General features: G+C 67.0%; 18 protein-coding genes. 12 read left to right on the plus strand and 6 right to left on the minus strand.

Features of this window, described 5'->3' with window-relative positions:
• Positions 1-190: 190 nt before the first annotated feature.
• The 4 genes from BLU77_RS05820 to BLU77_RS05835 all read right to left on the minus strand — a co-directional run bounded on the left by BLU77_RS05820 (position 191) and on the right by BLU77_RS05835 (position 4,519).
• Positions 191-1,036, minus strand: a complete 846-nt coding sequence (locus BLU77_RS05820) for a carbohydrate ABC transporter permease (RefSeq protein WP_089772094.1) — start codon at positions 1,034-1,036, stop codon at positions 191-193.
• Entirely contained in the window at positions 1,033-1,983 is a 951-nt protein-coding gene (locus tag BLU77_RS05825) for a carbohydrate ABC transporter permease (protein WP_089772095.1), read from the minus strand. The genes BLU77_RS05820 and BLU77_RS05825 overlap by 4 nt, the downstream gene beginning before the upstream one ends.
• 3 nt (positions 1,984-1,986) lie before the next feature.
• Positions 1,987-3,327 (minus strand): ABC transporter substrate-binding protein, encoded by a 1,341-nt coding sequence (locus tag BLU77_RS05830; RefSeq protein WP_175476953.1) that lies wholly within the window; start codon positions 3,325-3,327, stop codon positions 1,987-1,989.
• 190 nt (positions 3,328-3,517) lie between these two features.
• Positions 3,518-4,519, minus strand: coding sequence for a LacI family DNA-binding transcriptional regulator (locus BLU77_RS05835; RefSeq protein WP_089772097.1), 1,002 nt, complete (start codon positions 4,517-4,519; stop codon positions 3,518-3,520).
• 133 nt (positions 4,520-4,652) lie between these two features.
• Between BLU77_RS05835 and BLU77_RS05840 the strand changes: the two genes are divergently transcribed.
• The 12 genes from BLU77_RS05840 to BLU77_RS05895 all read left to right on the plus strand — a co-directional run bounded on the left by BLU77_RS05840 (position 4,653) and on the right by BLU77_RS05895 (position 22,109).
• On the plus strand, positions 4,653-5,669 hold the full coding sequence (locus BLU77_RS05840; RefSeq protein WP_175476954.1) for a LacI family DNA-binding transcriptional regulator: 1,017 nt from the start codon (positions 4,653-4,655) through the stop codon (positions 5,667-5,669).
• 265 nt (positions 5,670-5,934) lie between these two features.
• Positions 5,935-7,023, plus strand: coding sequence for a glycoside hydrolase family 172 protein (locus tag BLU77_RS05845; protein WP_089772099.1), 1,089 nt, complete (start codon positions 5,935-5,937; stop codon positions 7,021-7,023).
• A complete protein-coding gene (locus tag BLU77_RS05850) occupies positions 7,020-8,189 on the plus strand; it encodes a glycoside hydrolase family 183 protein (RefSeq protein ID WP_245708685.1) in 1,170 nt (389 codons plus the stop codon). Before BLU77_RS05845 ends, BLU77_RS05850 begins: the two co-directional genes overlap by 4 nt.
• Before the next feature lie 43 nt (positions 8,190-8,232).
• Positions 8,233-9,576: an ABC transporter substrate-binding protein gene (locus tag BLU77_RS05855; protein ID WP_089772100.1), complete on the plus strand. Its 1,344-nt coding sequence runs from the start codon at positions 8,233-8,235 to the stop codon at positions 9,574-9,576.
• A gap of 58 nt (positions 9,577-9,634) precedes the next feature.
• Positions 9,635-10,573 carry a carbohydrate ABC transporter permease gene (locus BLU77_RS05860; protein ID WP_089772101.1) on the plus strand — a complete coding sequence of 313 codons (939 nt, stop codon included), beginning with the start codon at positions 9,635-9,637 and terminating at the stop codon, positions 10,571-10,573.
• Complete coding sequence (locus BLU77_RS05865) at positions 10,573-11,496, plus strand: carbohydrate ABC transporter permease (protein WP_089772102.1); 924 nt, start codon at positions 10,573-10,575, stop codon at positions 11,494-11,496. Before BLU77_RS05860 ends, BLU77_RS05865 begins: the two co-directional genes overlap by 1 nt.
• A complete protein-coding gene (locus tag BLU77_RS05870) occupies positions 11,497-14,088 on the plus strand; it encodes a GH116 family glycosyl-hydrolase (protein ID WP_089772103.1) in 2,592 nt (863 codons plus the stop codon).
• A 45-nt stretch (positions 14,089-14,133) separates the two neighbouring features.
• The gene (locus BLU77_RS05875) at positions 14,134-15,597 is read left to right on the plus strand and encodes a sulfatase family protein (RefSeq protein ID WP_089772104.1); all 1,464 of its coding nucleotides are present in this window, start codon (positions 14,134-14,136) and stop codon (positions 15,595-15,597) included.
• 100 nt (positions 15,598-15,697) lie between these two features.
• Positions 15,698-17,320 carry a hypothetical protein gene (locus BLU77_RS05880; protein ID WP_245708686.1) on the plus strand — a complete coding sequence of 541 codons (1,623 nt, stop codon included), beginning with the start codon at positions 15,698-15,700 and terminating at the stop codon, positions 17,318-17,320.
• 95 nt (positions 17,321-17,415) lie between these two features.
• Positions 17,416-19,200: a metallophosphoesterase family protein gene (locus BLU77_RS05885; protein ID WP_089772106.1), complete on the plus strand. Its 1,785-nt coding sequence runs from the start codon at positions 17,416-17,418 to the stop codon at positions 19,198-19,200.
• Positions 19,201-19,472: 272 nt separating this feature from the next.
• Positions 19,473-21,179: an HNH endonuclease gene (locus BLU77_RS05890; protein ID WP_139177625.1), complete on the plus strand. Its 1,707-nt coding sequence runs from the start codon at positions 19,473-19,475 to the stop codon at positions 21,177-21,179.
• Between the two features lie 219 nt (positions 21,180-21,398).
• Positions 21,399-22,109, plus strand: a complete 711-nt coding sequence (locus BLU77_RS05895) for a vitamin K epoxide reductase family protein (RefSeq protein WP_175476955.1) — start codon at positions 21,399-21,401, stop codon at positions 22,107-22,109.
• Between the two features lie 55 nt (positions 22,110-22,164).
• Here BLU77_RS05895 and BLU77_RS05900 read toward each other — a convergent pair whose 3' ends face one another.
• On the minus strand, positions 22,165-23,211 hold the full coding sequence (locus BLU77_RS05900) for a hemolysin family protein (protein WP_089772109.1): 1,047 nt from the start codon (positions 23,209-23,211) through the stop codon (positions 22,165-22,167).
• Positions 23,208-24,710, minus strand: coding sequence for a hemolysin family protein (locus BLU77_RS05905; RefSeq protein ID WP_089772110.1), 1,503 nt, complete (start codon positions 24,708-24,710; stop codon positions 23,208-23,210). Before BLU77_RS05905 ends, BLU77_RS05900 begins: the two co-directional genes overlap by 4 nt.
• Positions 24,711-25,028 lie beyond the last annotated feature (318 nt).

Here is a 25,028-nt window from a genome sequence, read left to right on the forward strand (position 1 = left end):
GCGGCAGCCGGACCCGACGGTGCGACACAGCCACGCGATGTCCCGCGCACGGGACGGCGTCGAGCCCCACACCCACGGGGCCGGCTTGGCGTCGGCCGCTACTGTGCCGTCTTCCGGCCGGAGAGCGCACAACGGTGCCCGCTCCCTTGCGGGGGAGCGGGCACCGGGGTCTCGGCTGGGCTTGTCAGCCCTATTTGCCGCCGAACCCACCGAGGGCGATGCCCTTGGTGACGTAGCGTTGGAAGATCAGATAGACGACGATGATGGGAACGGTGCCCATGGCGAGCCCCGCGAAGATGGCCGTGTAGTTCGACGTGAACTGTCCCTGGAAGGACAACAGGCCGAGCGGGATGGTCTGACTGTCCGGGGATTGCAGGAGCACCACGCCGAGCTGGGTCTCTCCCCAGACATTGATCAGCGTGAGGATACCGATCGCCACGATGATGCTGCGCGAGAGTGGGATCACGATGGTCAGGTAGGAGCGCCACGGCCCCATCCCGTCGATCGCGGCCGCTTCGAGTAGTTCGTGTGGGAAATCGGAGAACGCGGCTGAACAGATCAGGATCGTGCCAGGCAGTCCGAGCGCACCGTAGGCGACCCCGACGGCGACCGGGACGTTCACCAGCCCGACGGCGTTGAAGCCTTGATACATGGGAATCAGCAGGATGATGATCGGCAGCACGGTCGCGGCGAGGACGATCCGTAGGAATATCGCACGCAACTTCTGCGATACATGGGAGATGAAGTACGCGGCCGTGACGCCCGCGCCTAGATTGACCGTCAACGCCGTGGCGGAGACGAGCATGCTGTTCGCGAAGAACGTCGACATCCCGCCACCACCGCTTGGCCCTGTCCAGGCTGCGCGGTAGCCCTCGATCGTGAATTCGCCGTTGAGGCCCAAGCCGCTCGTGATGATGTCACCGTTGCTGCGGAAGCTGAGCAGGATGATGAGAATGAACGGGACGATCGCCAGTGCAGTCCAGGTCAGGAGTCCGAACTGAGCAAGGGAGCGTCCTAGGGTGGCACGTAGGTTCATTGTTGTCTGCTCCGTGTCAGGGCGAGGCCGATAGCGCCGAGGATCGTCAGGATCACGGCACCGATCACCGCGAGGGCTGCGGCCGTGCCGTAGTTCGCGAACTGGAACGCCTCTTTGTAGACGGCCACCGGAATCGTGTTGGTGGCGGATCCGGGCCCACCACGCGTCATGGCCCAGACCTGGGTGAACCCGTTGAACGTCGCGATCAGCGCGAGGATCGAAGTGGTGGCGATCACGGGCTGGGCGAGAGGAAGCGAGATGCTGAAGAACTGTCGCGTCGCGCTTGCTCCGTCGATCCTGGCTGCCTCATATGTCGTGGGTGGAACATCTTCCAGCGCACCAAGGATGAGGAGGAAGGAAAAGCCGACGGAACTCCAGATCGTCACAAGGATGATCGGGATCAAGGCGGTTGCACCAGAGGCGAGTAGTGCCGACGAGCCTTCGAATCCCAAGAGTTTTGCGATCTCGTTGATTGCTCCGAAGTTGGGTTGGAACGCGGACGCCCAGAAGATGGCAGCTGCCGCGGCCGGGGCAATTCCTGGCATGAACCAGATGATGCGGTAGCTGGTACTTCCCCACATCTTGGCGCTGACGGCTGCCGCGAGTAGCGTTGCGGTGACGATGACTCCCGCCGTGCTCGCGAAGGCGAACACGGTCGTGACGCGCAGCGCCTCCCACGTCGCGGGCTCGGCGAGTACCTCGGCATAGTTGCGTAGCCCGACGAATTCCAGGGGGCCGATGCCATGCCACTCACTGAGGCTTATGACGCCGGCTTGCACGACCGTTACCCCGACGAACGTGGCCAGCAGGACCGCTGCCGGGACGGCGCCGAGCAGGCCCCACCGTCCCGTCAGCGAGCCCACGTTGCTTCGACGTCGGCGCTGGACATGATGACCGCGGACGTCCGAGATACCCGCCGGAGTGGGCGTGTTGATCTGCGACGGCATCGGTCAGCTCGCGTCTTCGCGTGTCTCGAGGAGGTGGTCCTGCTGGGTCTGGGCCACCTCTGCCGGGGTCAGCTGGCCGGCGTGCATGTCCTGCAGCAGGGGGTCGATGAACTGCTGGCCGAAGCCGCCCGGCACGGTTGAGGTCCATCCTGGCTGACCGCCGTTGTCTCTGATATCGGTCAAGAACTGCTGGGAGATCTCGGGCAGCTGAGCGAGGGCGTCATCGGGCAGCGAGTTGACCGAGGGGAGGGATGCCCCGATACCGATGATTGCTTCTTCCTGCATCTGGTCGCTGACGACGAACTCGATGAACTCCATCGCCCAGGCCCGGTTCGGGGCGTTCTCGGGGACGCCGAGGGCGTCGCCGAAGTACATCGACATCTGGGTCGGTGACCCGCCGTCCATCGGGGGCAGCAACGCCCACTCCGGGGTGAACTCCGCATCGGCGAAACTGGCGACCGATGCGGTGGCGCCGAGGACCATCCCGGCGAGGCCCTGGATGAAGGGCCCTTCCGCGATCGCCCCATCCTGGCCGAGGAAGCCGTCCTGGAACACTCCGGCTTCTCCCAGTCCGTCGATGGTCTCGAGGACGTCGACGAAGGGTGCGGAGGCGTACTCTGCGGTGACCTCGACGTCGGGGTTGTAGCTGCCGAGGTAGTTGCTCATCTCCTCCTCGGTCGCAATGGTCGGGAGGAAGCTGTCGATCATCCAACTGGCCTGGAAGCCGGAGCTTCCGCCCATCTGGAGCGGGCCGTAGCCGGCGGCGCGCAGTTCATCGGCGGCCTCGACGAGTTGGTCGATGGAGTCGAAGCGGTGGTTCTGCGGGGCCTCGATCCCGACCTCGGCGAACAGGTCGGGGTTGTAGTAGACGATGTTGTACCCCACCGACGTGTAGGTAGCCACGCGGGGCACGCCGTCGATCTTCAGCGATTCGCCGCCATCGCTGAACCGGTTGTCCAGGTCGGCGGACTCCCACACGGGGGAGAGGTCCGCCAGGGCATCTGCGCGGACCAACTGGGTGTAGACCTCGCTGTTGACGGGGATGATCCCCACGTCGGGTGGTGAGTTGGAGGCCAGCGTGGCGAGGTTGGAGCCGGTCTTCTGCTCCTGCGAGACGGTGACGAGCTCCACCGTGACGTTCGGGTTCGCCTCTTCGAACGCTTCCGCGATGTAGCTGATCATGTCTTCGCTACCGGTCTGCTGCTGCACCGTCAGCGTCACTGGTTCGTCCGTGCTGAGGGATTCCGGATCCGATCCGCCACTTGCGTTCGTCGAACAGCTGGACAGGGCCAGCGTGGCTGAGCTTGCGAGAACAATGGCGATTTGGGGGATGGAGCGCTTCATGTGTGTCCTCCTTGACATCAAGTGCGTACGCTTCAGAGTAAATGGAATTACCTAAGGCTGCAAGCGCGTCGTGGACGTGAGCGCTTCCGTCGGTACAGCGGTGTGGCGTGGCGGGCGAGCCGGCGGCTCGGTGCCGCGCGATTCGCGCGCGAGGGCGACCGGGGTGGTTGCTACCGACGCGTACCCGCGCTCAGAGTGGCTGTACGGAGCTGCGCGGGATGAGCTGTGGTTTCGGGTCCTCGATCGTGGTCTCTCCGGTCGAGGTGTTCTGGGAGAGGTGCTCGACGGCGGCTATCCCCAGCTCGTGCAGAGGGAGCTTGACTGTCGTCAGTGGTGGCCAGACCGCGTCGGCGTACCAGACGTCGTGCAGGGTGACGATGGAGAGGTCCTCGGGCAGGCGCGCGCCAAGCAGGTGCAGTTCGGCGAGTGCGCCGATGGCAGCGTTGACATTCGCGACGACGACGGCGGTCGGCCGGTCGGAGAGGGTCCAGAGCTTCCGAATGGCTGCTCGGCCATCGGTGGCGAGGTAGCCGGCGTCGGTGGCCCACTCGGATCGCGCGCGCAAGCCGTGAGCGCGCAGGCCGTGGACGAAACCGTCGTGGCGGCGATCTGCCGAGGCGAATCCCGGAACGCCGCCGAGAAAGCCGATCCGGTGGTGTCCGTGGGCGATCAGATGGTCCACGGCCACCCGGATGCCCTGGGCGTCGTCCAGCACCACGGACGGCAGGTGGACCTGGGGGTCGGTCGAGAGGATGGTCACGACCGGAACACGCAGCTTCATGAGCTCGGCGCGCTGCTCGTCGCTGGTGGCGGGTGTGGGCTGCAGCAGGACGCCGTCGGTCCGCCCTTCGTCCACCATGCGAGTGAGCCATCCCGGTGCCTGGTTCGCGGTCTCTGCCCCGGCGACGACGACTTGGAGGTCGCGGCCGAGTGCTGCGCGCTCGATCCCGCCGATCAGCTCGGTGTACATCGCGCTCGTCGGTTCCGGGGTGACGAGCGTGATCGCTGACTGGAGGTTCATCCGCAGTGCTCGTGCGGCACGGCGTGGGACGTAGTTCAGTTCTTCGATGGCGCTGAGCACGCGTTGGCGGGTGTCGGACGAGATCCGCAGCGTCGGATCGCCGTTGTACACGCGCGAAACCACGGCAGGTGAGACCCCTGCGCGCTTGGCAACGTCGTGACTAGCAGGCACACGCCCTCCTCATCGGGTAGTGCCGTGATTCTATGTGTCGTTGTTCGTTCCTCGTTGCCGATCCTCGGCCATCGATAGTGGGCGGTCCAGGTGGAAGCGACTCTGAGCTCGTGTGATGTGGGAGCATCCTCGAGTGAGTACCGACCGCCCGGTCCGGATCACGGACGTCGCCGAGGCCGCCGGCGTGTCCATCGCCACGGTCTCCAGGGTGCTGAACGGATCGAGCACGGTCGACCCGGTGCTGGCCGAACGCGTGCGCTCCGCCGCGCTGGCCACCCGGTACGTCCCGAACTCGAACGGCCGGGCCCTGCGACGGCAGCGTGCCGACGTCTGGGCCGTGATCGTCTCGGACGTGAAGAACCCCTTCTTCACGTCCCTGGTCACTGCGGTCGAGCATGTGGCGGTCCGGTCCGGGCACTCGGTGATGTTGTGCAATACCGACGAGCATCTCGACCGGGAGCGCGGATACCTGGACGCGGCCATTGCCCAGCGGATGTCCGGCGTGGTGGTCTCGGTGACGTCGGAGGACCACTCGGATCTGACACCGCTGCTCGCTGCCGGGATTCCTACCGTGGTGGTGGACCGCAGGGTGCACGACTTTGCCGGGGACTCGATCCTCCTGGACAACGAGAAGGCCGGCCGGATCGCGGTGGAGCACCTGCTCGCCCTCGGGCACCGGGACATCATGTGCCTGGCCGGGCCGTCCGGGGTGAGCACCACCGAGGACCGTCTGGACGGGATGCGCCACGCGCTCGCTGATGCCGATATCCCGCTGGAGTCGGAGCGGATGGTGCGGACCGATCTGCAGATGGCAGATGCCGAGGCGGCGGTGCGCGCGGCCGTGCAGGGACCGCGCCGACCGGACGCCGTGGTGGCGATGAACGGCCCCCTCACCGCCGGTGCCTACCGCGGCATCCAACAATCCGGGCTCCGGGTGCCCGAGGAGATCTCTTTGGTGGGCGTGGACGACGATACGTGGACGCAGATGGTGCACCCTGCTGTCACCTTGGTCGCTCAACCGGTGGAGGAGATGGGCACCCTGGCGGCCGAGCGGCTGAATGCCCGAGCCGCGGACGAGCACATCGCCCCGGTCCACCTGCTGCTCGAGCCCGAACTCATCGTCCGAGGCACCACCGCACCGCGCCGCTGAAGCAACCGGCTCGAGCCCTGGTGACCGCAACCTTGTGCGGCCTCTGCTCGGGAAGAAGCCGCACAGGGTTGCGTTCGAGTGCCCGGGGACGGCGGAGCGGCGCCCGGGGACGGCGGAGCGGCGCCGGGGGAGTGTTGCACGGCGTGGGCGGCTCTATTGACACGACCCGGAGACGGTGCCATTCTCGATCACAGTAAACGTTTACTGAGCGGCGTGCTCCGGACCGAAAAGCACCCGTGGCAAAGACTCGATGGAGAGGATCACGATGAGCACTCACCCGGTGCGCTACGGCAGCTATGGATCGAGCCTGCGTGACCTGCCCCGGCTCCGCGACCATCGCCGGCTGCGCGTGTCCAGCTGGGACCAGACCGGCGGCAACGACGATCGCCTCACGGTCCGTTCCGGCGAGGCCCGCACACTGGCCGACATCACCGGTGCCGGGTCGATCAACCACATCTGGATCACCGTCGCGCCGGCAGCGGGAGACGGTCCGGACTCCAAGGACAAGGACTACCTGCGCAAGCTCGTCCTGCGGATCTTCTGGGACGGCGCCGAAACCCCGAGCGTGCTGGTGCCGCTCGGTGACTTCTTCGGCGTCGGCCATGCCCGTACGGTGAACTTCGCGTCCCTGCCGCTGCAGATGAGCCCGGAGAACGGGAAGGGCCTGAACTCGTTCTTCCAGATGCCCTTCGCCGACGGCGCCCGGCTGGAGATCACCAGCGAATGTGAACAGGACGTCTACTTCTACTACTACATCGACTACGACGCCTTCGACGAGCTCGAGGACGGGCTCGGCCGCTTCCACGCGAGCTGGAACCGGGAGAACCCCACCGACGGCACCTCCGAGGAGGGTCGCAGCAACGCCGAGCACCTGTTCGGTGGCGAGAACACCACCGGCGCGGGCAACTACACGATCCTGGAGACGACCGGCCGCGGTCACTTCGTCGGTTGCGTGCTGAACGTGACGAACCTGCGCCACACCAGCGAGTGGAACTGGTATGGCGAAGGAGACGACATGATCTTCGTCGACGGCGAGTCCTGGCCACCGAGCCTGCACGGCACCGGCACCGAGGACTACTTCAACACCGCATGGTGCCCTTCCCAGAGCTACAGCTCGCTCTATCACGGGATCACTCTGCCTGGTGGGGAGAACTGGTCCGGGCAGATCTCGTTGTACCGCTTCCACATCGAGGATCCGGTCACTTTCCGCGAGTCGATCCGCGTCACCATCGAGCACGGGCACGACAACCGACGCAGTGACGACCTTTCCTCGACCGCCTACTGGTACCAGGCCGAGCCGGCCACCCACCTGTCGCTCCCGCCGGTGGCCGACCGGCTGCCGAGGCTGGGATGAAGGGAGCCCGCAGTGTCCGATTCGGTGCCGTCGCTCTCGCTGCGGTCGCGCTGATGGTGACCGCGTGTACGCCGGGTCCGGGCGGGGATGCCTCCGGCACACCGGCTGTGCCGTCGGGGACCCCGGCCGATGGTGAGTTCCTGATCACGGGTATCGAGAACGTCACCCAGGTCGCCCAGCTCACCGGACCCGACTCTACGATCAACGACACCGAGGCAGTCGCGGTGGCCGGCACCGACCTCGGGTCCATGTTCAACGACGGCGAACGCACCTACGTCGTCTTCGGCGACACCTTCGGCACCCGCGAGCCGGACGCCTTCGGTGGTGGCGGTGGCAACTGGCGCTCGAACGCGCTGGCCTGGACCCCTGACGACGACCCCACCGATGGGATCACGTTCGAGGACTGGGCGAGGGACGACGTCGGACTGGCGCTCGAGGTGATCCCCGGCGAGCACGATGCCAACAACGGTGAGGGAGAGGTGACGAAGATCCCCACCCACGGGTTCGTCGTCGAGGATGCCCTCTACCTGCAGTACATGTCAGTGAATTTCTGGGGCGAGGCCGGGCAGTGGGACGCCAACCACGCCGGGCTCGCCAGGTCCACCGATGACGGCGCCACCTGGGAGACCCTGGACGATCCGCAGTGGCCGGGGGACTCCGGCTTCGTGCAGGTCTCCGCGGCGCACGTGGCCGAGGAGGGTGAGGACTACCTGTACCTCTGGTCCATCCCCTCCGGGAGGTTCGGCGGCGTGCAGCTGATGAAGGTGCCTGCCACCACCGATGCCGTCGAAGACCTCGGTGCCTACGAGTACTTCGCGGGTACCGACGCCGACGGAGGGCCTCTCTGGTCGCAGGAGATGGGCGAGGCGGAGACGATCGTCGATGCGCCCGTCGGCGAGATCTCCGTGATGTACCACCCCGAGCTGGACCGATGGTTGATGAGCACACTGCGCAACGAGGACGCGGTCTTGTTCGAAGGGCTCACCCCGTGGGGCCCGTGGAGCCAGCCGCACACGATCAGCACCCAGGCCGAGAACCCCGGTCTGTACAGCCCCTACCTCAATCCGCGCTACGTGAGCGACGACGGCAGCACGCTCTATTTCTCGCTGTCCCTGTGGGGGCCATACAACGTCTTCTGGTACAGCGCCGATCTGGTCACTCAATAACACCACCCGACTCATCGACGAGTCACCCATCAAGGAGGATGAGATGCGAACCACCCGAAGAATGGCCGGCGGCCTGGCCGCCGTGGTCGCGGCCGGTCTCGCACTGGCTGCATGCTCAGGAACACCTGAGGGCCCCGACAATGCCGGAGGTGGCGAGGATGTGCCCGAGGGTGCCACCGAGGTGACGTTCTGGCAGACCCAGTTCACCGACGAGGAGAACGAGTGGTATGAGTCGATCGTCGACTCCTACAACGAGTCCCAGGACGACGTGCACGTCTCGCTCACCGTGGTTCCCGGCGACGCCTGGGAGCAGCGGATGACCGCCGCGCAGGCAGCCGGAAACGCACCGGACGTGCGCACGATGAACTATGGCGACATCCGCGACGCCGCACGCACCAGCCAGATCGTTCCGCTGACGGACCTGATCAGCGAGGACGCGTGGGGTGACGTGCAGGAGAACGTGCTGGAATCGGTCTCCTCCGACGGCGAACGCTACGCCTATCCGATGCTGGTGGAACCCTCTGCGGTGCTCTACTACCGCACCGACCTGTTCGAGGACGCGGGCCTGGACGGGCCCCCGACCTCGTGGGACGAGCTGATCGACTACGCCAATCAGCTCACCGACGACCAGGTGTTCGGTATGCGGCTCGCGCAGACCTCGGTGGACATGTCCTGGTCCACCTGGGGTTACCAGTGGAACGTGGCCGGCCACCTGCCGATCAGCGAGGACTGGTCCGAGCCGGCGGCGAACGAGGACTTCGCCCCGCTGCTGCAGGCGTACCAGGATCTGTTCGACTCCGGTGCGCTGCCTCCGGGGGACGGGATCGGCTACGCCGACGCGACGCCCTACGGCGAGGGCGAGTTCGCGATGATGGCGAACGGTTCATGGGCGGCCAGTCAGCTGCTGGCCGACTACCCCGAGATCGCTGAGGTCACCGAGGTAGCCGCGATGCCCAGCTTCAGTGGCGAACCGGGCGAGACCACCGCCACGCTCGGCGGCTGGACCTGGGTGGTCGACGGCAACAGTGAGGTGACCGAGGAGGCCGCCGGCTTCATCGAGTGGTCCCTCGGTGGTGACACCGCGAACGTGGTGCCGTTCTTCGAGGCCACGGTGTTCTCGAAAGTCTCCCCACGCCAGTCGGTGGCGGACGCGATCGCCGAACTGCCGGACGTGGACTCGGTGAACCCGTGGAACGCGACGATCCAGGAGGACATCGTTCCGTTTGCTCAGCAGGAGCCTGCGTACCCGTGGAACGTCTCCCTGGCGATGGGTGAAGCGATCGAGGCGGCGATGCAGGGCACCCCGGTCGATGAGGCACTGGCCACTGCGAACGACAAGATCGCCACCGAGATCGCCAACTCCGAGCTGGCGGGCACCGGATCCTGACTCCCCGGTCGGGTGCCGTCGCGGCGGCACCCGACCACCATCGCGAGGAGGCGGTGGCATGACCACGACTGAGACACCCGTCCCACGACGGGCGCCGACCCTGCCGAACGGGCGCCGGCGGCCCAAGCACAAGGACAACAAGATCGCGTTCGCGATGCTCGCCCCGGCGGTGATCCTGCTCAGCATCTTCGTGATCTGGCCGTTGGTCTACGCCTGGGTGGTCAGCTTCTACCAGTGGAGCTTCTACGAGGACTCGATCTTCGTGGGGCTGCGCAACTTCCGCATCGTGCTGGAGGATCCGGTGTTCTGGGACTCCATCGGCCGCGGGCTGATGTTCTCAGGGATCACCGTGCCGGCGATCATGCTCATCGCCTTCGTGTTCGCCAACCTGGTGAAGACGATGAGCGCCCGGATGGCCACGGTGCTCAAGGTGAGCATCTATATCCCGGCGGTCATCTCCTTCGTGATCGCCTCCATCGTGTTCGTCCTGATCTTCGAGTACCGCCAAGGCCTGCTGAACTACCTGGTTAGCTCCTTCGGTGGGTCCGACATCGCGTGGATCGGCAGCGCCGATACGGCCCTGCTCGCCATCTCCGTCCCGGCGATCTGGATCGGCCTGGGACTGGCGTCGCTGATCATGCTCGCGGGCCTGCTGGATATCCCGGAGAGCTACTACGAGGCGGCCGAGATGGAAGGCGCCAACTGGTTCCAGCGCACGTTCTTCATCACGATCCCGTTGATGAAGAACATCCTGCTCTATGTCCTGGTCACCACCTTCGTGGTCACCATCCAGCAGTACGAGCTGCCCCTGGTGATGACCCAGGGCGGACCCACCCAGTCCACCTTGCTGCCGAACCTGCTGATCTTCCAACGGTTCACCAACGACACCTACCTGGGATACCCGATCGCGGCCGCACTGCTGCTCTTCCTGGTACTCGGCGGAATCAGTCTCGTGATCTTCAAGCTCATCAACTCCGAGAAGGCGGTGGACGGCTGATGGCCGCGCTCCCCACCCAGACAGCACCAGCTCCCGACGGCGGCCCGTCCGCAGGTGCACCCCTCGCCCGACGCAGCTGGTACCGCCCCTCGTCCCGTTCCGGAGGGCCCGCCTCCTTCGTGCTGCGGTACCTGCTCTCGGCCGCCATCATCCTGGCGGCGCTGTTCCCGCTCGCCTGGATGGCGATCTCCGGGTTCAAGGCCCGCAACGAGGTGGTCACCTCACCGTTTCAGTTCTTCCCGGACGTATGGATGCCGGAGAACTACGCGCAGATCCTCGCCGATCCCGGGTTCACCCGAGCGCTCGCAGTCTCCTTCGCCGGGGCTGTCGCCTTCTCCACCCTCACCCTCGCGGTGAACTCGATGGCTGCGTACGTCTTCGCACGCCTGGACTTCGCATTCAAGAACGTGCTCTGGCCAGCCGTGCTGATGACCATGTTCATCCCCCAGATGGCGATCCTGATCACCTCCTACATCGTGGTCACCAGGATGGGGATGCTGAACACGTTCTGGGTGCTGCTCGTGCCGGGAGCGGCCTCGGCGGTGCACGTATTCTTCATCCGGCAGTTCTACCTCGGCATTCCCACCTCGTTGGAGGAGGCAGCGCTGATCGACGGCGCCGGACGGTGGAAGATCTTCACCCACATCTTCCTGCCGATGTCCAAGCCGGTGTTCGTCGTGGTGGGCATCACCTCGTTCCTGGTGTTCTGGAACGCCTACGTGTGGCCGATCCTCACGATCACCGAACCGGACTCCCCGCTGACCCAGATCCAGCAGTACCTGGCCACGTTCCGGTCCGAACGGCGGGTCGAGTACGGGTTGCTGCTAGCGGGATCCACCTTGGCCGCCACCCCGGTGATCGTGCTGTTCCTGATCTTCCAGCGCTACATCATCTCCGGGATCCGGATCTCGGGGATCAAGTAGATGGGTGTGGACATCCCCCTCGTCCCCGAGTCCGCCCGGGCGATCGCCCACACTGACGCCCGGCACGTGGCGCTCCCGCTCGGCGGGATCGGCACGGGAAACCTGGCGCTGGGCGCCGATGGGGCGCTGAAGCAGTGGCAGCTGCACCATCTCGGCAACCACCGGGGCGAGCTGCCCGGTGCGATGTTCGCGCTCCGAGTGGCCCAGTGGGAGCCCCCGTCGAACGAGATCCGGGCGCTGCAGGCACCTCCGGCACCGCCGGAGCAGACCCGTACTCCGATGGTCAACGACGATCACGTGCCTCCCTGGCAGCGCGAGCTGCTCACCCGGCACCGCGGCGTGCAGGGCACCACCTTCCGTGGCATCTATCCGGCGGGCAGGATCGACTACCACGACGACACCCTCCCGGTGACGGTGAGCCTGGAGGCGATGACCCCGCTGGTGCCGTTGGACACGGCCCGCAGCTCCTTGCCGACGGCGCTGTTCACCGTGCGGATCACGAACCGTTCCGAGGTGCCCACCCATGGGTGGATCGGCGCCGCTATGCAGAATCCGCTGGGCGCCGATGGCGCCCTCCCTCCCGACGGCGTCCGCTCACCCGGGTACGGCGGCAACACCAACCGCACCGATCGCCGTCGGGACTGGACGGCCCTGGTGATGGAGAACCACGCCCTCGCCCCCGACCATCACGGGGCCGGGCAGGTGGTGCTCGCCGCCGACGCACCAGGCACCACGGCGCTGCCGGCGTTCACCAGCGGTGACCAGTTCCTCGCCTTCCTCGGCAGCCGGCAACCGTTCGGGCCCCGCGATTGGGCGCACATGCCGGTCTCGATGGCGGACCCGCAACCCACGGGCACCTGGTCGGCGGCTGGCCCGAGCCCGGAGGGCAGCACCTGGAACGGGGGACTGGCCGTGCCCTTCCATCTGGAGCCCGGGCAGAGCACACAGCTGCGGGTCGCCCTGACCTGGCACCTGCCCAACCGGTATGCGAACTTCACCCAGTTCGGCGGCATCCGGCCGGAGTGGGGCGCCAGCCGGTACCTGCTCGGCAACCACTACACGAACCAGTTCGACGACGCCCTCGACGTCCTCGACACGGTCACCGAGCAATGGGAACCGCTGCACCGGGACACGGCCACCTGGATCCGCACGCTCACCGAGAGCTCGCTCGGCGAGCAGGCGGTCGAGCATCTCGCCGCGCTGCCGGCGGTGATCCGCAGCCCGAGCTTCTTCCGCACCGCCGACGGCCGGTTCTACGGTTTCGAGGGCGTGCAGGGCGAGTCGACCACCATGTGGTCCGGGGACGTGGGCGGTTCGTGCCCGCTGAACTGCACCCACGTGTTCACCTACGAACAGGTGCTGGCGAAACTGTTCCCGGACCTGGAGCGGAACATGCGGGAGAGCGACTTCGACGTGCTGCAGGCACCGGACGGGTCGATCCCGCACCGGCTGATCCTGCCGACCGCACTCGGTCAGCTCTGGGACCGACCGATCGGCGGCCCGGACGAGCCCGCCCTGGACGGGATGCTCGGCACCGTGCTGAAGACCTACCGAGAAGTCCGCACCGGAGCGGGCACGGCCTGGTTGGCCCGGTACCGCCCGAAGGTGGAGCAGTTGATGCGCTACGTGGCCGGGCGGTGGGACCCCGAGGGAACCGGCGTGCTGCACGGGATTCAGCCCTCCACCCATGACATCGATCTCGCCGGAATCAACTCGTACATGGGCACGCTCTGGCTCGCGGCGTTGCGCGCTGCGGAGGAACTGGCGCTGCTGGAGCGTGACTCGGAGGCGGCCGCGCACTGGCGGAGCACTTTCGAGCAATCCTCGACCGCCTACGACCAGGCGCTGTTCACCGGCGAGTACTACCGCCAGGTGCTCGAGGATGGTGACCCACGCGACTTCCAGTGGGGTGCCGGGTGCCTCGCCGATCAGCTCCTCGGCCAGTGGTGGGCGCACACGCTCGAGCTGGGCTACCTGCTGCCGGCGGAGCACGTGCGCACAGCGCTGCAGGCCGTGGTGCGCCACAACCTGCGCACCGACTTCACCGGATTCACTCACCCGTATCGAGTGTTCGCCGACGGCGACGAAACCGGTCTGGTGGTGTGCACCTGGCCGCACGGCGGGCGCCCGGAGGTCCCCACCCGGTACGCGGACGAGGTGTGGACCGGGGTGGAGCAGCAGGTCGCGGCGCACTGCCTGATGGAAGGGCTCGATGCCGAGGCCCAGCAGATCCTGACCGCTCTCTGGTCGCGCTATGACGGACGCCGCCGCAATCCGTACAACCAGGTGGAGTGCGGCGACCACTACGTGCGTGCCCTGTCCGGCTGGAGCGTGCTCGAAGCCCGTACCGGGCAGCGGTGGAACGCTGCCACCGGTGTGCTGCGGATCAGCCTCCCACCGCCTGGAGGTGCCTGGCCGGTGCTGCTCGACACCGGATGGGGGAGCCTGCGGAACACCGACGACGGCGCTCACCTGGAGTGCCGTCACGGCTCCGTGGAGGTGGCCCGGCTCGAGCTGATCACGCCTGGCGGCGTGACGACATGCGGACCGGTGCGGCTGACGGCCGGCGAGGGACGTCGTCTGGGGCCGTGACACCTGCATGACCACGGCGGACTGCACCGCCGAGAAGGAGAGCACATGCGCATCATCTACCTGGACATCGACTCGCTCCGACCGGACCACCTGGGCGCCTACGGGTACCCGCGTCCGACCAGCCCGAACCTGGACGCTCTCGCCGCCCGCAGCGTGGTGATGGGCCAGGCCTTCGGCTCCAGCTCACCGTGCGTGCCCTCTCGCGCATGCACGCTCACCGGGCAGTTCGCCATCCGGCACGGGGCGCTCACGCACTGGGGCCCCGGCGGAACGCTCCGGTTCCCCGGGCATGCACACGACTACGACCCGCACCGGCCGATGCTCACCCGCCTGTTGCGCGAGCACGGGTACGAGACCGTCTCCTTCTCCTCGTTCCTGGACCGGCACCAGGCATTCTGGTTCGGCGCCGGGTGGTCGCAGATGCACACGCACACCCTCAAGCAGGGTGACGAGAACGCCGATGAGGTGAACGGCGCCGTCATCGACTGGCTCCGCGCGAACATCCAGGACACGCCCGATCTGTTCCTGCACCTGCAGTACTGGGACCCGCACCGCAACTACACGATGCCGACGGCGTGGCTGGAGCGCACCGGCCCGCCCCACCTGCCGTCGTGGCTCACCGAGGACGAGGTCGATCGGCACCGGGGGATGTGGGGGCCGTTCACCCCGCGCCACCTGTTCCCGTTCCGCACCGATGCAGCCAGTCCGGTGCCCGCCATGCCCGGGCAGATCACCTCGTTGGACGACGCGGCCCAGTTCATCAACGGGTATGACGCCGCCGTGGCCTTCCTGGACGATCAGCTCGGGCAGCTCTTCGCCGTGCTCGACGAGCTCGGCGTGCTGGAGGAGACAGCCGTCGTGGTGACCGCCGACCACGGGGAGGCGCTCGGTGAGGAGGGTGTCTACGGCGACCACACCTCGGCTGCCGAGGTGGTGCACCACGTGCCGATGATCGTTCACTGGCCCGGCGTCGAACCAGGGCGCAGTGACGCGCTGGTGTATCAGCTCGACATGGCGGCCACGGTCTGCGAGATGCTCGGGATCGCGGTGCCAGGCGGATGGGACTCGCGTTCGTTCGCCTCGGCGTTGCGGCAGCCGGGAGGCGCTGCTGGACGTGACCGTCTCGTCTGGGACCACGGCCTGTACTCCGCCCAGCGCGTGGTGCGCACACGCGAATGGTTGTACCGCCGGAGCTACCACCCGGGCCTGTATGCCGCCGAGGACGTGGGGCTGTTCGCCGTCGATGACCGGGCTCAGCTGCGGAACATGGCGAATGAGCAGCCCGACGTGGTCGCTGAGCTCGCCGCGCACCTGGAGGACTGGCGGACCGCGCATCTCGCCCGGTCAGGTGCGCCGGACCCGATGGACGAGATTCTCGGCACCGGTGGGCCGTTCCGGTACATCCAGCCGGGTCCGTGGGCGCGCTATCTGCGGGAGACGGGCAGTAGCCAGGAGGCGGACCGCATGGAACGCGTGATTGCCGAGACCGGGCTCGACCGGGTGGGCTGACGCTGCGCCGCGCAGCAGGGAGCAGCGCTGGGGGACCACGTAGACTGGGAGTCGTTCGTGCCGACATGGGCGGAACTCGACCCACCCGGGGGGAGACCTGTTGCGCAGACTTGCCGCCCTGATCGTGTGCGTGGTGCTCGCGACCGTGTCGGGATGCACCGGTTCGATGGAGATCGACTCCGGCCCGAGTTCGCCCCCGCCGGAGCCTCGCCCGGCAGCGGAAGCACGGCTGCCGGAGCAGGCGAGCACCCTGGTGCCGTCCGAGGATCCGACGTCACTGGCGCTCGCCGCCAGCGACGCCCTGTTCGAGGTGGCCCGCGTGGTGGTCCTCGCTCCGGTCGGCGACGAGGCTGCCATGGCCCGAGCGGCGTCACTCGCGATGGCGCTCGGGGTGCCGGTCCTGCCGACCGGGGCTGACGACCCGGCCGTGGGGCAGGAGCTGCTCCGGCTCTCGACCACCACACTGCTCCCGGTCGGTGATGTCGACCTCACGTCCTTCGACCTCACCTCGATGAATGTACAGCCGGCGCCCGCGGACGACGGCGGGGTGACCGACCTTCTCGGCGTCGAGACTGCGGGAGCCGGTGCTGATGCATCTGCTGACGTGGCCACGCTGGCCTCGCTGGAGCAGGGACAGCTGATGGCGGGCCCAGGCGGGACGCCCGCAGCCGAGGGGCACATGCCGCAGATACTCCCGGGCGAACCGGTGGACGGGCTACGCGTGCTGGCCGATGGAGACCAGGCCCAGCTGGCCGCCGTCGGGACGGCCCGCGCAGCGGGGGCCACGGTGACCGTGGTGGACGGGGACCCGCGCGCCTCGGTGGACCAGTTCGACGGGGCAGCACAGCCCGACGCCATCCTGGGGCTTGGTGTGAGCTTCGGTGACCCGGAGACGTTCGCCTGGCAATCCGAGACGGCCCTGACCGGTGTGCAGCTTCCGGGCGGCGGTCAGTTCGCTTTCGACGGCACGCGTTATGTGGGCCTGTACGGGACCCCGCACACGGAGGTGCTGGGCGCACTCGGCGAGCAGGATCTGGGGGCCACTGTGGATCGTGCGGAAGAGCTGGCCACGTCCTACCAGCAACATACTGACGACGTTGTCGTGCCGACTCTGGAAGTGATCGTCACCGTGGCGGCCAGCGCGGCCGGAGCGGATGGGAACTATTCCAACGAACTGGCACCCGAGCGGTTCGTCCCACTGGTCGAGGCTGCGGCGGAGGCGGGGCAGTACGTGGTGCTGGACTTCCAACCCGGGCGATCGACGTTCCTGGAGCAGGTGGAACAGTACGCCGACCTGCTCGCCTATCCGCACGTGGGAATCGCGCTCGACCCCGAGTGGCGTCTCGAGCAGGACCAGGTTCACCTGGAGCAGATCGGATCGGTCGGCATCGATGAGGTGAACGCTGTGATCGAGTACATCGCTGATTTCGTCCAGGAGCGCCGGTTGCCGCAGAAGATCGTGGTGTTGCACCAGTTCCGGACCAGCATGATCACCGACCGATCGGAGCTGCAGACCGAGCGGCCTGAGGTGGAGGTGGTGATTCACGTGGACGGCTACGGCACACCGGAAGCGAAGGAATCGACCTGGCGCACCGTGCGCGCGGATGCTCCGGATGGCGTGTACTGGGGGTGGAAAGTGTTTCTCGACGAGGACGATCCGCGCCTTCGGGCAGCCGAGGTGATGCAGGTCGATCCCGTCCCGGACTTCGTGAGCTACCAGTGACCAATACAACAACGCCTCCGGCAGAGCCGGAATCGCACGACGAGAATGACGGGGCACCCGCCGAGCGCCGTGGGTGGTGGCACCGGCTGCGTCCGATGACCCGCCGCACGGTGCGAGCCGGGTTTGCCTTCGTGGCGGCCGGACTGATCGCCGGGGTGCTCGGGATGCTGACGGCGAGCTACACCGGGTCCCTCGGACCCCATGCCGCTGACTACTCGGTACGTCTCAACGGTGAGGTTCGGGTGGACATGGGCCCGCTCGGGGCACTGATCGTGGACTCGCCGCTGCCGGCCCAGCTTGGGGTGGAGGTGCTGGTCAAGGAGATCCCGGTCGAGCTGAGCGATCCGGAGGCGAACCCGGTGGCCGGCCTGACCGCGGACCTGTCCAGCTACACGCAGTTCCTCGCCAACCCGCAGGCTGCGATCGACGATGCCGCCCAAGGGCTGATCACGGATGCTCTGGGCCGGTGGGTGCTGATCTGGACGACGTTGCTGGTGCTGGTGGCACTGGGGAGGCTCGCCGCGCACGGTGTGCTCCGTGACGCGTTCCGTAGCGCCTGGGCACGGACCGGCGTCCCTGCACTGAGCATCGCGCTCGCCGTGGTGGTGGCTGGGGTGCCACTGATCGAGCTCACGCGCCCATCAGGGGGGAGCGGGCGGACGTCGGCGATCCTGGCCGGAACGCCGCTCGAGGACGCGCGCATCACGGGGCGCCTGGCCACGCTGGTGGACCACTACGGCGGCTTCGTGGTGGAGGCTGTGGACGAGAACACTGCGTTCTACGAGGCTGCTCGGCAGAACCTGGTCTCGGCTTTCGAAGCTGATCCAGAGCCGACCGGACCCACAGCACCACCGGAGCCCGCCGACATCGACGGTGCCGACGTGGATAGCGGTGCGGACACCGACGGCGGTGCGGACGGCGTTGGTGTCGACGGAGCCGGCGACGACGGGGCGGGCGGACAGGAAGCCTCAGCGCCACCGACGGACGATGCCCAGGACGAGGCGGAAGCCGCGAGCGAGGGCCCTGCCGAGGATGAGCCGACGGCGACCGGGGAACCCGCTGAGAACGAGGAGGCCGCCGAGACGCCGGACGAGGATGGCATCACCACCAGCCTGGTCGTGAGCGATCTGCACTGCAATGTGGGAATGGCTGACGTGATCGGTGCCGCGGTGGCGGGCTCCGACGCTGAGGTGGTGCTGAACGCGGGGGACACCGTGATGGGTGGTACGTCCGTGGAGTCCTACTGCGTGAACGCCTTCGCCGCCGGGATCCCCGATGACGTCCCGATGGTGGTGGCCGACGGGAATCACGATTCGCGCACCACCACCGAGCAGGAGCGATCCAACGGGTGGATCGTCCTGGAGGGGGAGCCGGTGGAGGTGGCCGGTCTGCGCATCCTGGGCGACACCGACCCGACCCTCACCTCGCTCGGGGCGCCGACGCGTCCGCAGCGGGACGAGACAGTGAATGCCATGGGCAACCGGCTCGCCCAGCAGGCATGCGAGCTGGAGGAAGCAGGTGACGGCGTGAACCTGCTGCTGGTGCACAGCCCGTATGCAGGACGACAGGTGGTGGAAGCAGGGTGCGCCCCGCTGAGTATTTCGGGCCACCTGCACCGGCAGATCGGCCCCCGTCAACTGGGATGGGGTGTGCAATGGGTGGTGCCCAGCACGGCAGGCGCGGGGAGTGGGACACCGACGATTGGGCCGCTCAACAACGAGGCAGTGATGATGGTGCTCCGTTGGGACACCGAGACCGGACTGCCGTTGGAGTATCGGATGATCACGATCGGCACCGACACCAGTGCACTGCTCTCGGAGTGGTTCCCCTTCCCGGAGCAGCCCACCGAGTACACCGAGGTGTCGGTCGACCAAGAGTAGGCGGCGTCTTCCGGATAGGGCCTGGGTAGGTCCAATGTCATACCTGGCTGGAAGAATGTGGGGATGACGTCGACATCCGCTGGGTCCATGTTCTCGGAATGGGTCGAGAACGAGCTGGCTGCCGTGTGGATGAGCATTCCTGAGCCGCTGACTGAGGGATTCTGTGTCAATGTTCCAGGACGGGGTATCACCATCTCTCGTCTGAGCGGAACTTATCCACAGGTGTCGATGCTGTCCGGCGCATTGTCGGTGGTTCCTGGGAGAATAAAGTCATGACGTCGACAGCTACTGGTTCCGCGTTTTCGGCTTCGGCCGGGAATGCGGTGTTGGCTGCTGTGCGGGAGAACGTCACCGCGGCTCGGGCGGTTGATGTTGAGCGTGCTGAGCTGGTGGTGGAGTGGGTGGGTGAGCGGGCGATCGACCCGGCCACCATGGGCACCGGGTCGGGTGGGCCGGTGTTCGACCCGGATGAACACGCGGGCATGCCGGTTCCGGACGAGCACGCTGGACTACTGGAGACGCTGGAGCGGGCCGGGTTGCCGGGCGAGCATGCGGGGTTGCCCGGGACGGAGCAGCCGATGCGGTTGGCTGGGGATGGTGCCCCGTTGGTCTCGGATCTGGAGTTCACTCGGTTGGCGACGGCGTTGGGGCAGTCGAACGAGGCCGCCCTGGCCTATGTGGGCGCCATCGTGGAGCTCGCCTACCGGTTGCCCCAACTCTGGGAACGGGTGCGGGCCGGGCAGGTGAGTGTCCACCGGGCCCGGGCAGTGACTCGGATGAGCAAGAGGCTCCCGTTCGCGGGTGCGGCGTGGGTGGATGCGCAGGTGGCGTGGACGATCGGGTCCTGCACGGTCGCGCAGATTGAGCGGACCGTGAGTGCGGCGATGGTGTCGTTTGATCCCGACCAAGCCGCGAAGGATGAGGAAGCGGCGTTGGAGGGGCGCCATTTCGATATCCGTCTCGATGAGGCAGGCACCACCGCGGGACCGGGACTGGGATTGGGTGTGGGGTCGGTGGTGCGGGTCGAGGGCGGCCTCGACCAGGCTGACGCGTTGGATCTTGAGGCTGCGGTGTCCGACCAGGCCCGTGCGCTGGCAGGGTTCCTTCCCGGCACCAGTGAGGACGTGCGTCGTTCCATCGCCGTGGGTGATCTCGCTCGCGGGCAGAGCAGTTTGCCCATCCCCGACGCGACCACCGGCGCCACCGTTCCGACGGGGGCACCCGGTGCAACTGGTGGGATGGGTCGGACTGTGATGCTCTACCTGCACCTGCCTGCTGACGCCCTCAACGACCACACCGGAACCGCCACGGGTGAGAGCTCCGGTACCGGTGAGGGTGCGGGTAACTCTGGTGAAACGGGCCCTGTGTTCGGTTCCGGGGTCGTGGGCCGGTGCGAAAACACCCGCTCCCCGGTGTCGAAGGAACAGATTCGTCAATGGTGTTCCACCGCTGGACGAATCCTGGTGCGTCCGGTGATCGATCTGGCCGGGCATACCGATGCCACCACGTATGAGTCCAGTCCGACACTGCGCGAGCAGATCATTCTTCGTGATGGACGGTGCCGGTTTCCCTATTGCAATCGCTCCGCTCGTTCTGCCGATCAGGATCATAGTGTTCCCTTCGATCAGGGCGGCCGAACCAGTTCGGTGAATATGGCCGCCTTGTGCCGACGTCACCATCGGGCGAAAACCCATGCCGGGTGGTCGTATTCGATGATCACCCCGGGCGTGTATTACTGGGCCGCGCCCGATAGTGTGCAGTACCTGGTCACGCCCTCCGGCACGTATCCCATCCCGAGCGCTGGGTCAGCCCGACCACCAGGGAGCAGTCCGCCCGGTGGTCACAGGCATCCCCCACATGGTGCGGCTGAACCTCCCGGTGATCCCGGTGATCCCGGTGATCCCGGAGATGCCGGCCGCCACGCCGGCAACTCCACACACTCGGATCCACCCGGCCACACCGACCCACCACCGGTCTGACCACCCCGCCCCGAACCCCGCCGACACCACCCGTCGACGGGGCCACCGGCATGCTCAGGACTACCTGGAGTGAACACCAGCGCGCACCTGGTCCACTGACCGCGGGCTGTGACGATGACGCATACTGTGGGGGTGAGACGCTCGCACGCAGGCACTCAGGGAAACTCGTCGGCTTCTGAAGATGGGCGCAGTCCCGCACACGACGAGACGAGCGATCGTGTGCCCGACGAGCCCGTCGAAGCCGTGGGCACCGAAGGTGACGCTGACGATACCGACGACGAGTACGCAGACGAGTTCCCGGTCGCCACGAGCTCACTCGGTCGCGGCCAGCCGAGCGAGCACGAGCAGGCTGGTGGGACGCGCAGGGAGTACGCGATCCTGACGATCGTGGCCGGGGTGCTCGGTGTGCTGGCAGCGATCGAGCTGATGCTCGACTACCTCCGAGTGCTTGCTGACCCGAACTACGTTCCCGCATGTGACATCAATCCACTGGTCGGCTGCGGCATGTTCCTCGGCAGCTGGCAGTCGAGTGTTCTTGGGATCCCGAACACGGTGATCGGGATGGTGGCCTTCCCGGTGCTCATCACGACGGGCATCCTGCTCCTCGTTCGACTCCGACTGCCCCGGTGGTACTGGCGCGGACTTCTCGTCGGTGCCACGTTCGGGATCGGATTCGTCACCTGGTTGCAGTACCAAGCGATCACCCAGATCCGAGCTCTGTGCCCGTACTGCCTCGTGGTGTGGCTGGTGATGATCCCGTTCTTCGTGCACACGGTGGCACGTGCGATGCAGAACGGCTCGCTACCTGTCCCGGACGGTGTCAGAGCATTCGTCGTTCCGAACCGGTGGCTCATCACCGTGATCTGGTATCTCCTCGTGGTGGCAGCAGCGGCCTTCGGCCTCGGCGCGGACTGGCTCACCGTCTTCTGAGCGTCGGCCGAAGCCCAGCACCGTGCCCTGCGAATGAGCTCGGGAACAGGAGGGCTCAGGCGCGGCGCGGACGGCGGGAGTCATCCCGGATCACGCCGACCAGTTCCTCCAGCACGTCTTCCAGGGCCACCACACCCAGAGTGATGTCACCAGTGTCACGAACCTCGGCCAGGTGCGCACCACCGGACTGCATGGTGGCGAGCGCTGTGCGTAGCGAGTCTGTCGCCTGCACGACCGGCATGGTGCGCACCACCTCAGGTGCGACTGGCTGGTCCCGCTGCGCAGGATCGGTCTCCAGAAGGTCCTTGATGTGCACATACCCGGCAAGGGAGCCGTCACTGCGCTTGACCGGAAACCGGGAGAACCCCTCGGCGGAGACCGCCTCCGCTGCTGCCGGGGTGATCCCTTCCGGCATCGTGCGCACCGTCTGCACCGGGAGCAGCACGGCGGAGATCTGACGGTCGGCGAACTGCAGCGCCCCCATCAGCAACCGTTCGTCATTGAGCTCCAGCAGCCCGCCGTTCCGGGACTCGGCGACCAGTCCGGCCACCTCATCGCGGGTATAGGTGCTCGCCACCTCGTCCTTCGGCTCGATGCGCAGCAGGCGCAGGGCCATGTTCGCGATCTGGTTCAGCACCCACAGCATGGGATAGAGCACCCGCACCAGACCCGCCAGCGGCGGCCCGAGCACCATGGCGCTGCGTTCCGGTCCCGCGAGAGCAATGTTCTTGGGCACCATCTCGCCGAGCACCACGTGCAGGAAGGTGATCAGCGCGAACGCAATGACGAACGCGATCGGGTGCACCAGAGACTCACCGACGCCGGCCGCGAGCAGCGGGTCCTCGATGGCATGCGCGATCACCGGCTCGCTCACCTGGAGCAACAGCAGCGAGCACACCGTGATGCCCAGCTGCGCACCGGCCATCATGAGAGAGACACGCTCCATCGCCCACAGTGTGATGCGAGCGACGCGCTTGCCTGCCTTTGCAGCAGGTTCGATCTTGGTACGGCGTGCGGAGACCAACGCGAACTCCGCACCCACGAAGAACGCGTTCATGGCGAGAAGAGCCACCGTCAGCAGAATGGTCCAGCCGTCGCTCATCGGTCGGCCTCCGTTCGCTGATCGTGGTCGGTGGGAGCGTCCGCGTCCCCGGTTCCTGTCTCGTCCTCGGGCGCGTCCTCCGGTGATTCCCCAGTCGACCCACGCTTCGTGGCCGTGTCTTGGATCTCGTCCTGGTCGTCGTCCTCGTCCGGGGTGATCGGAGTGAGTTCGAGGCGCACCGTGTCCACGCGGTGCCCATCCAGGCTGACCACCTCGAAACGCACCAGCAACTGGCCCTCGGACTCCTGTCGGTCCACGGTGAGCTCGATGTGGTCACCGGGCTCGGGGAGCCGTTCCAGCTCGTCGGCCAGCAGACCGCCGATCGTGTCGTAAGCCTCGTCCTCGGGCAGCTCCGCGTCGATGAGTTCGCTCACCTCGTCCACGCGCATCAAGCCCGGGATCGCCCACGTCCCGTCGTCAGCGGCCACCGGTTCCGGCTCGTTCTCGTCGTGCTCGTCCTTCACCTCGCCGACGATCTCTTCGACCAGGTCCTCGAGCGTGACCAGCCCCGCGGGGGAGCCGAACTCGTCGATCAGGACGGCCATCTGCAGTCCGCCGTCGCGCAGGTCGTCCATCAGCGTGTCCAGCTCGAGCGAGTCCGGAACGAGCGTCGCATCGGTGACCACCTGCGAGACGGGGGTGATGTCCCGCCGGTCGAACGGCACCGAGAGCGCGCCGCGCACGTGCACCAGGCCGAGCACGTGCGACTCGGTGTGACCACTGTCCTGGGTCATCTCGATCACCGGGAAACGCGAGTGTCCGGAGCTCTTCGCCGCCCGGATCAGGTCGGTGAGCGAGTCCTCCGGCCGCATGCTGATCACCTGCGAGAGCGGGGTCATCGCGTCCCGCGCACGCCGGTCACCGAACGCGAGCGAGCGTTCCACCAGTTCCGCGGTGTCCTCGGCAAGCGTGCCTTCGCGAGCAGAGTGGCGCACCAGTGCGGAGAGTTCCTCAGCGGAGCGGGCCGAGGCCAGCTCCTCCTGCGGTTCGATCCCCATCAGGCGCAGGATGCGGTTGGCAGTGCCGTTGAAGAACCGGATCGGCCAGGTGTTGACCCACGTGAAGCCACGCTGGAACCTGACCACCGCCTTGGCGGTGCGCATCGGTGCAGCGATGGCGAGGTTCTTCGGGATCAGTTCGCCGACGATCATCGTCACTGCGGTGGCCAGCAGCATCGCGACGGTCAGGGAGACCGAGCGCGCTGCCGTCTCGCTGAGGCCGGACCTGTCCAGTGGCCCCTGCAGCAGTCGGGCGATCGACGGCTCGGACAGGTACCCGATCGCGAGGTTGGTGACCGTGATCCCTAGCTGGGCGCCGGAGAGCTGGGTGGACAAGGTGCGGAGTGCACCAAGAACGCGCGTCGCGCCACGATCACCGGCGGCGGCGTCGGCCTCCACCTGCGCACGGTTGACCGTGACGAAGGCGAACTCGGCGGCCACAAAGGCGCCGCATCCGACCACGAGTGCCATGGCAAGGATGAGGAAGAGAATCTCGATCATCGACGTGCCTGCTCAGGCTCGCCGGAAGGTGAGAGTACGGGGGGCCCGGGCGAGACGCCGTCGGGCCAGGGTCTGTGACCCTCCAAAGAGTCGGATTCCTCGGCGGAATCCGCATGCTGTGGTGCGCCGGTACTGTCATAGTCGCCGGTGGCGGCCATGGTCTCCATCCTGTCTCACTCCTGCACGGTGCAGGGATGCCGGTGATTCTAGCGGGTCTCGGTCCTGATGTGGACCGTCGGGCTCGCGGCTCTGTATCCAGGTGTTATGAGGCGGTCCGAGAGGTGTGAGCGATCTGGGCTGCGAGGTGGCCCGCTCCGT

Origin of the sequence: Ruania alba, assembly GCF_900105765.1 — a bacterium.
GTDB lineage: Bacteria > Actinomycetota > Actinomycetes > Actinomycetales > Beutenbergiaceae > Ruania > Ruania alba.

Excerpts from the sequence above, each read along its gene's own strand:
- BLU77_RS05875 (WP_089772104.1), top strand. The coding sequence starts at position 14,134 with ATGCGCATCATCTACCTGGACATCGACTCGCTCCGACCGGACCACCTG.
- BLU77_RS05860 (WP_089772101.1), top strand. The coding sequence starts at position 9,635 with ATGACCACGACTGAGACACCCGTCCCACGACGGGCGCCGACCCTGCCG.
- BLU77_RS05870 (WP_089772103.1), top strand. The coding sequence starts at position 11,497 with ATGGGTGTGGACATCCCCCTCGTCCCCGAGTCCGCCCGGGCGATCGCC.
- BLU77_RS05845 (WP_089772099.1), top strand. The coding sequence starts at position 5,935 with ATGAGCACTCACCCGGTGCGCTACGGCAGCTATGGATCGAGCCTGCGT.
- BLU77_RS05865 (WP_089772102.1), top strand. The coding sequence starts at position 10,573 with ATGGCCGCGCTCCCCACCCAGACAGCACCAGCTCCCGACGGCGGCCCG.
- BLU77_RS05825 (WP_089772095.1), bottom strand. The coding sequence starts at position 1,983 with ATGCCGTCGCAGATCAACACGCCCACTCCGGCGGGTATCTCGGACGTC.
- BLU77_RS05900 (WP_089772109.1), bottom strand. The coding sequence starts at position 23,211 with ATGAGCGACGGCTGGACCATTCTGCTGACGGTGGCTCTTCTCGCCATG.
- BLU77_RS05905 (WP_089772110.1), bottom strand. The coding sequence starts at position 24,710 with ATGATCGAGATTCTCTTCCTCATCCTTGCCATGGCACTCGTGGTCGGA.
- BLU77_RS05885 (WP_089772106.1), top strand. The coding sequence starts at position 17,416 with ATGACCCGCCGCACGGTGCGAGCCGGGTTTGCCTTCGTGGCGGCCGGA.
- BLU77_RS05890 (WP_139177625.1), top strand. The coding sequence starts at position 19,473 with ATGACGTCGACAGCTACTGGTTCCGCGTTTTCGGCTTCGGCCGGGAAT.
- BLU77_RS05830 (WP_175476953.1), bottom strand. The coding sequence starts at position 3,327 with ATGAAGCGCTCCATCCCCCAAATCGCCATTGTTCTCGCAAGCTCAGCC.
- BLU77_RS05855 (WP_089772100.1), top strand. The coding sequence starts at position 8,233 with ATGCGAACCACCCGAAGAATGGCCGGCGGCCTGGCCGCCGTGGTCGCG.
- BLU77_RS05850 (WP_245708685.1), top strand. The coding sequence starts at position 7,020 with ATGAAGGGAGCCCGCAGTGTCCGATTCGGTGCCGTCGCTCTCGCTGCG.
- BLU77_RS05820 (WP_089772094.1), bottom strand. The coding sequence starts at position 1,036 with ATGAACCTACGTGCCACCCTAGGACGCTCCCTTGCTCAGTTCGGACTC.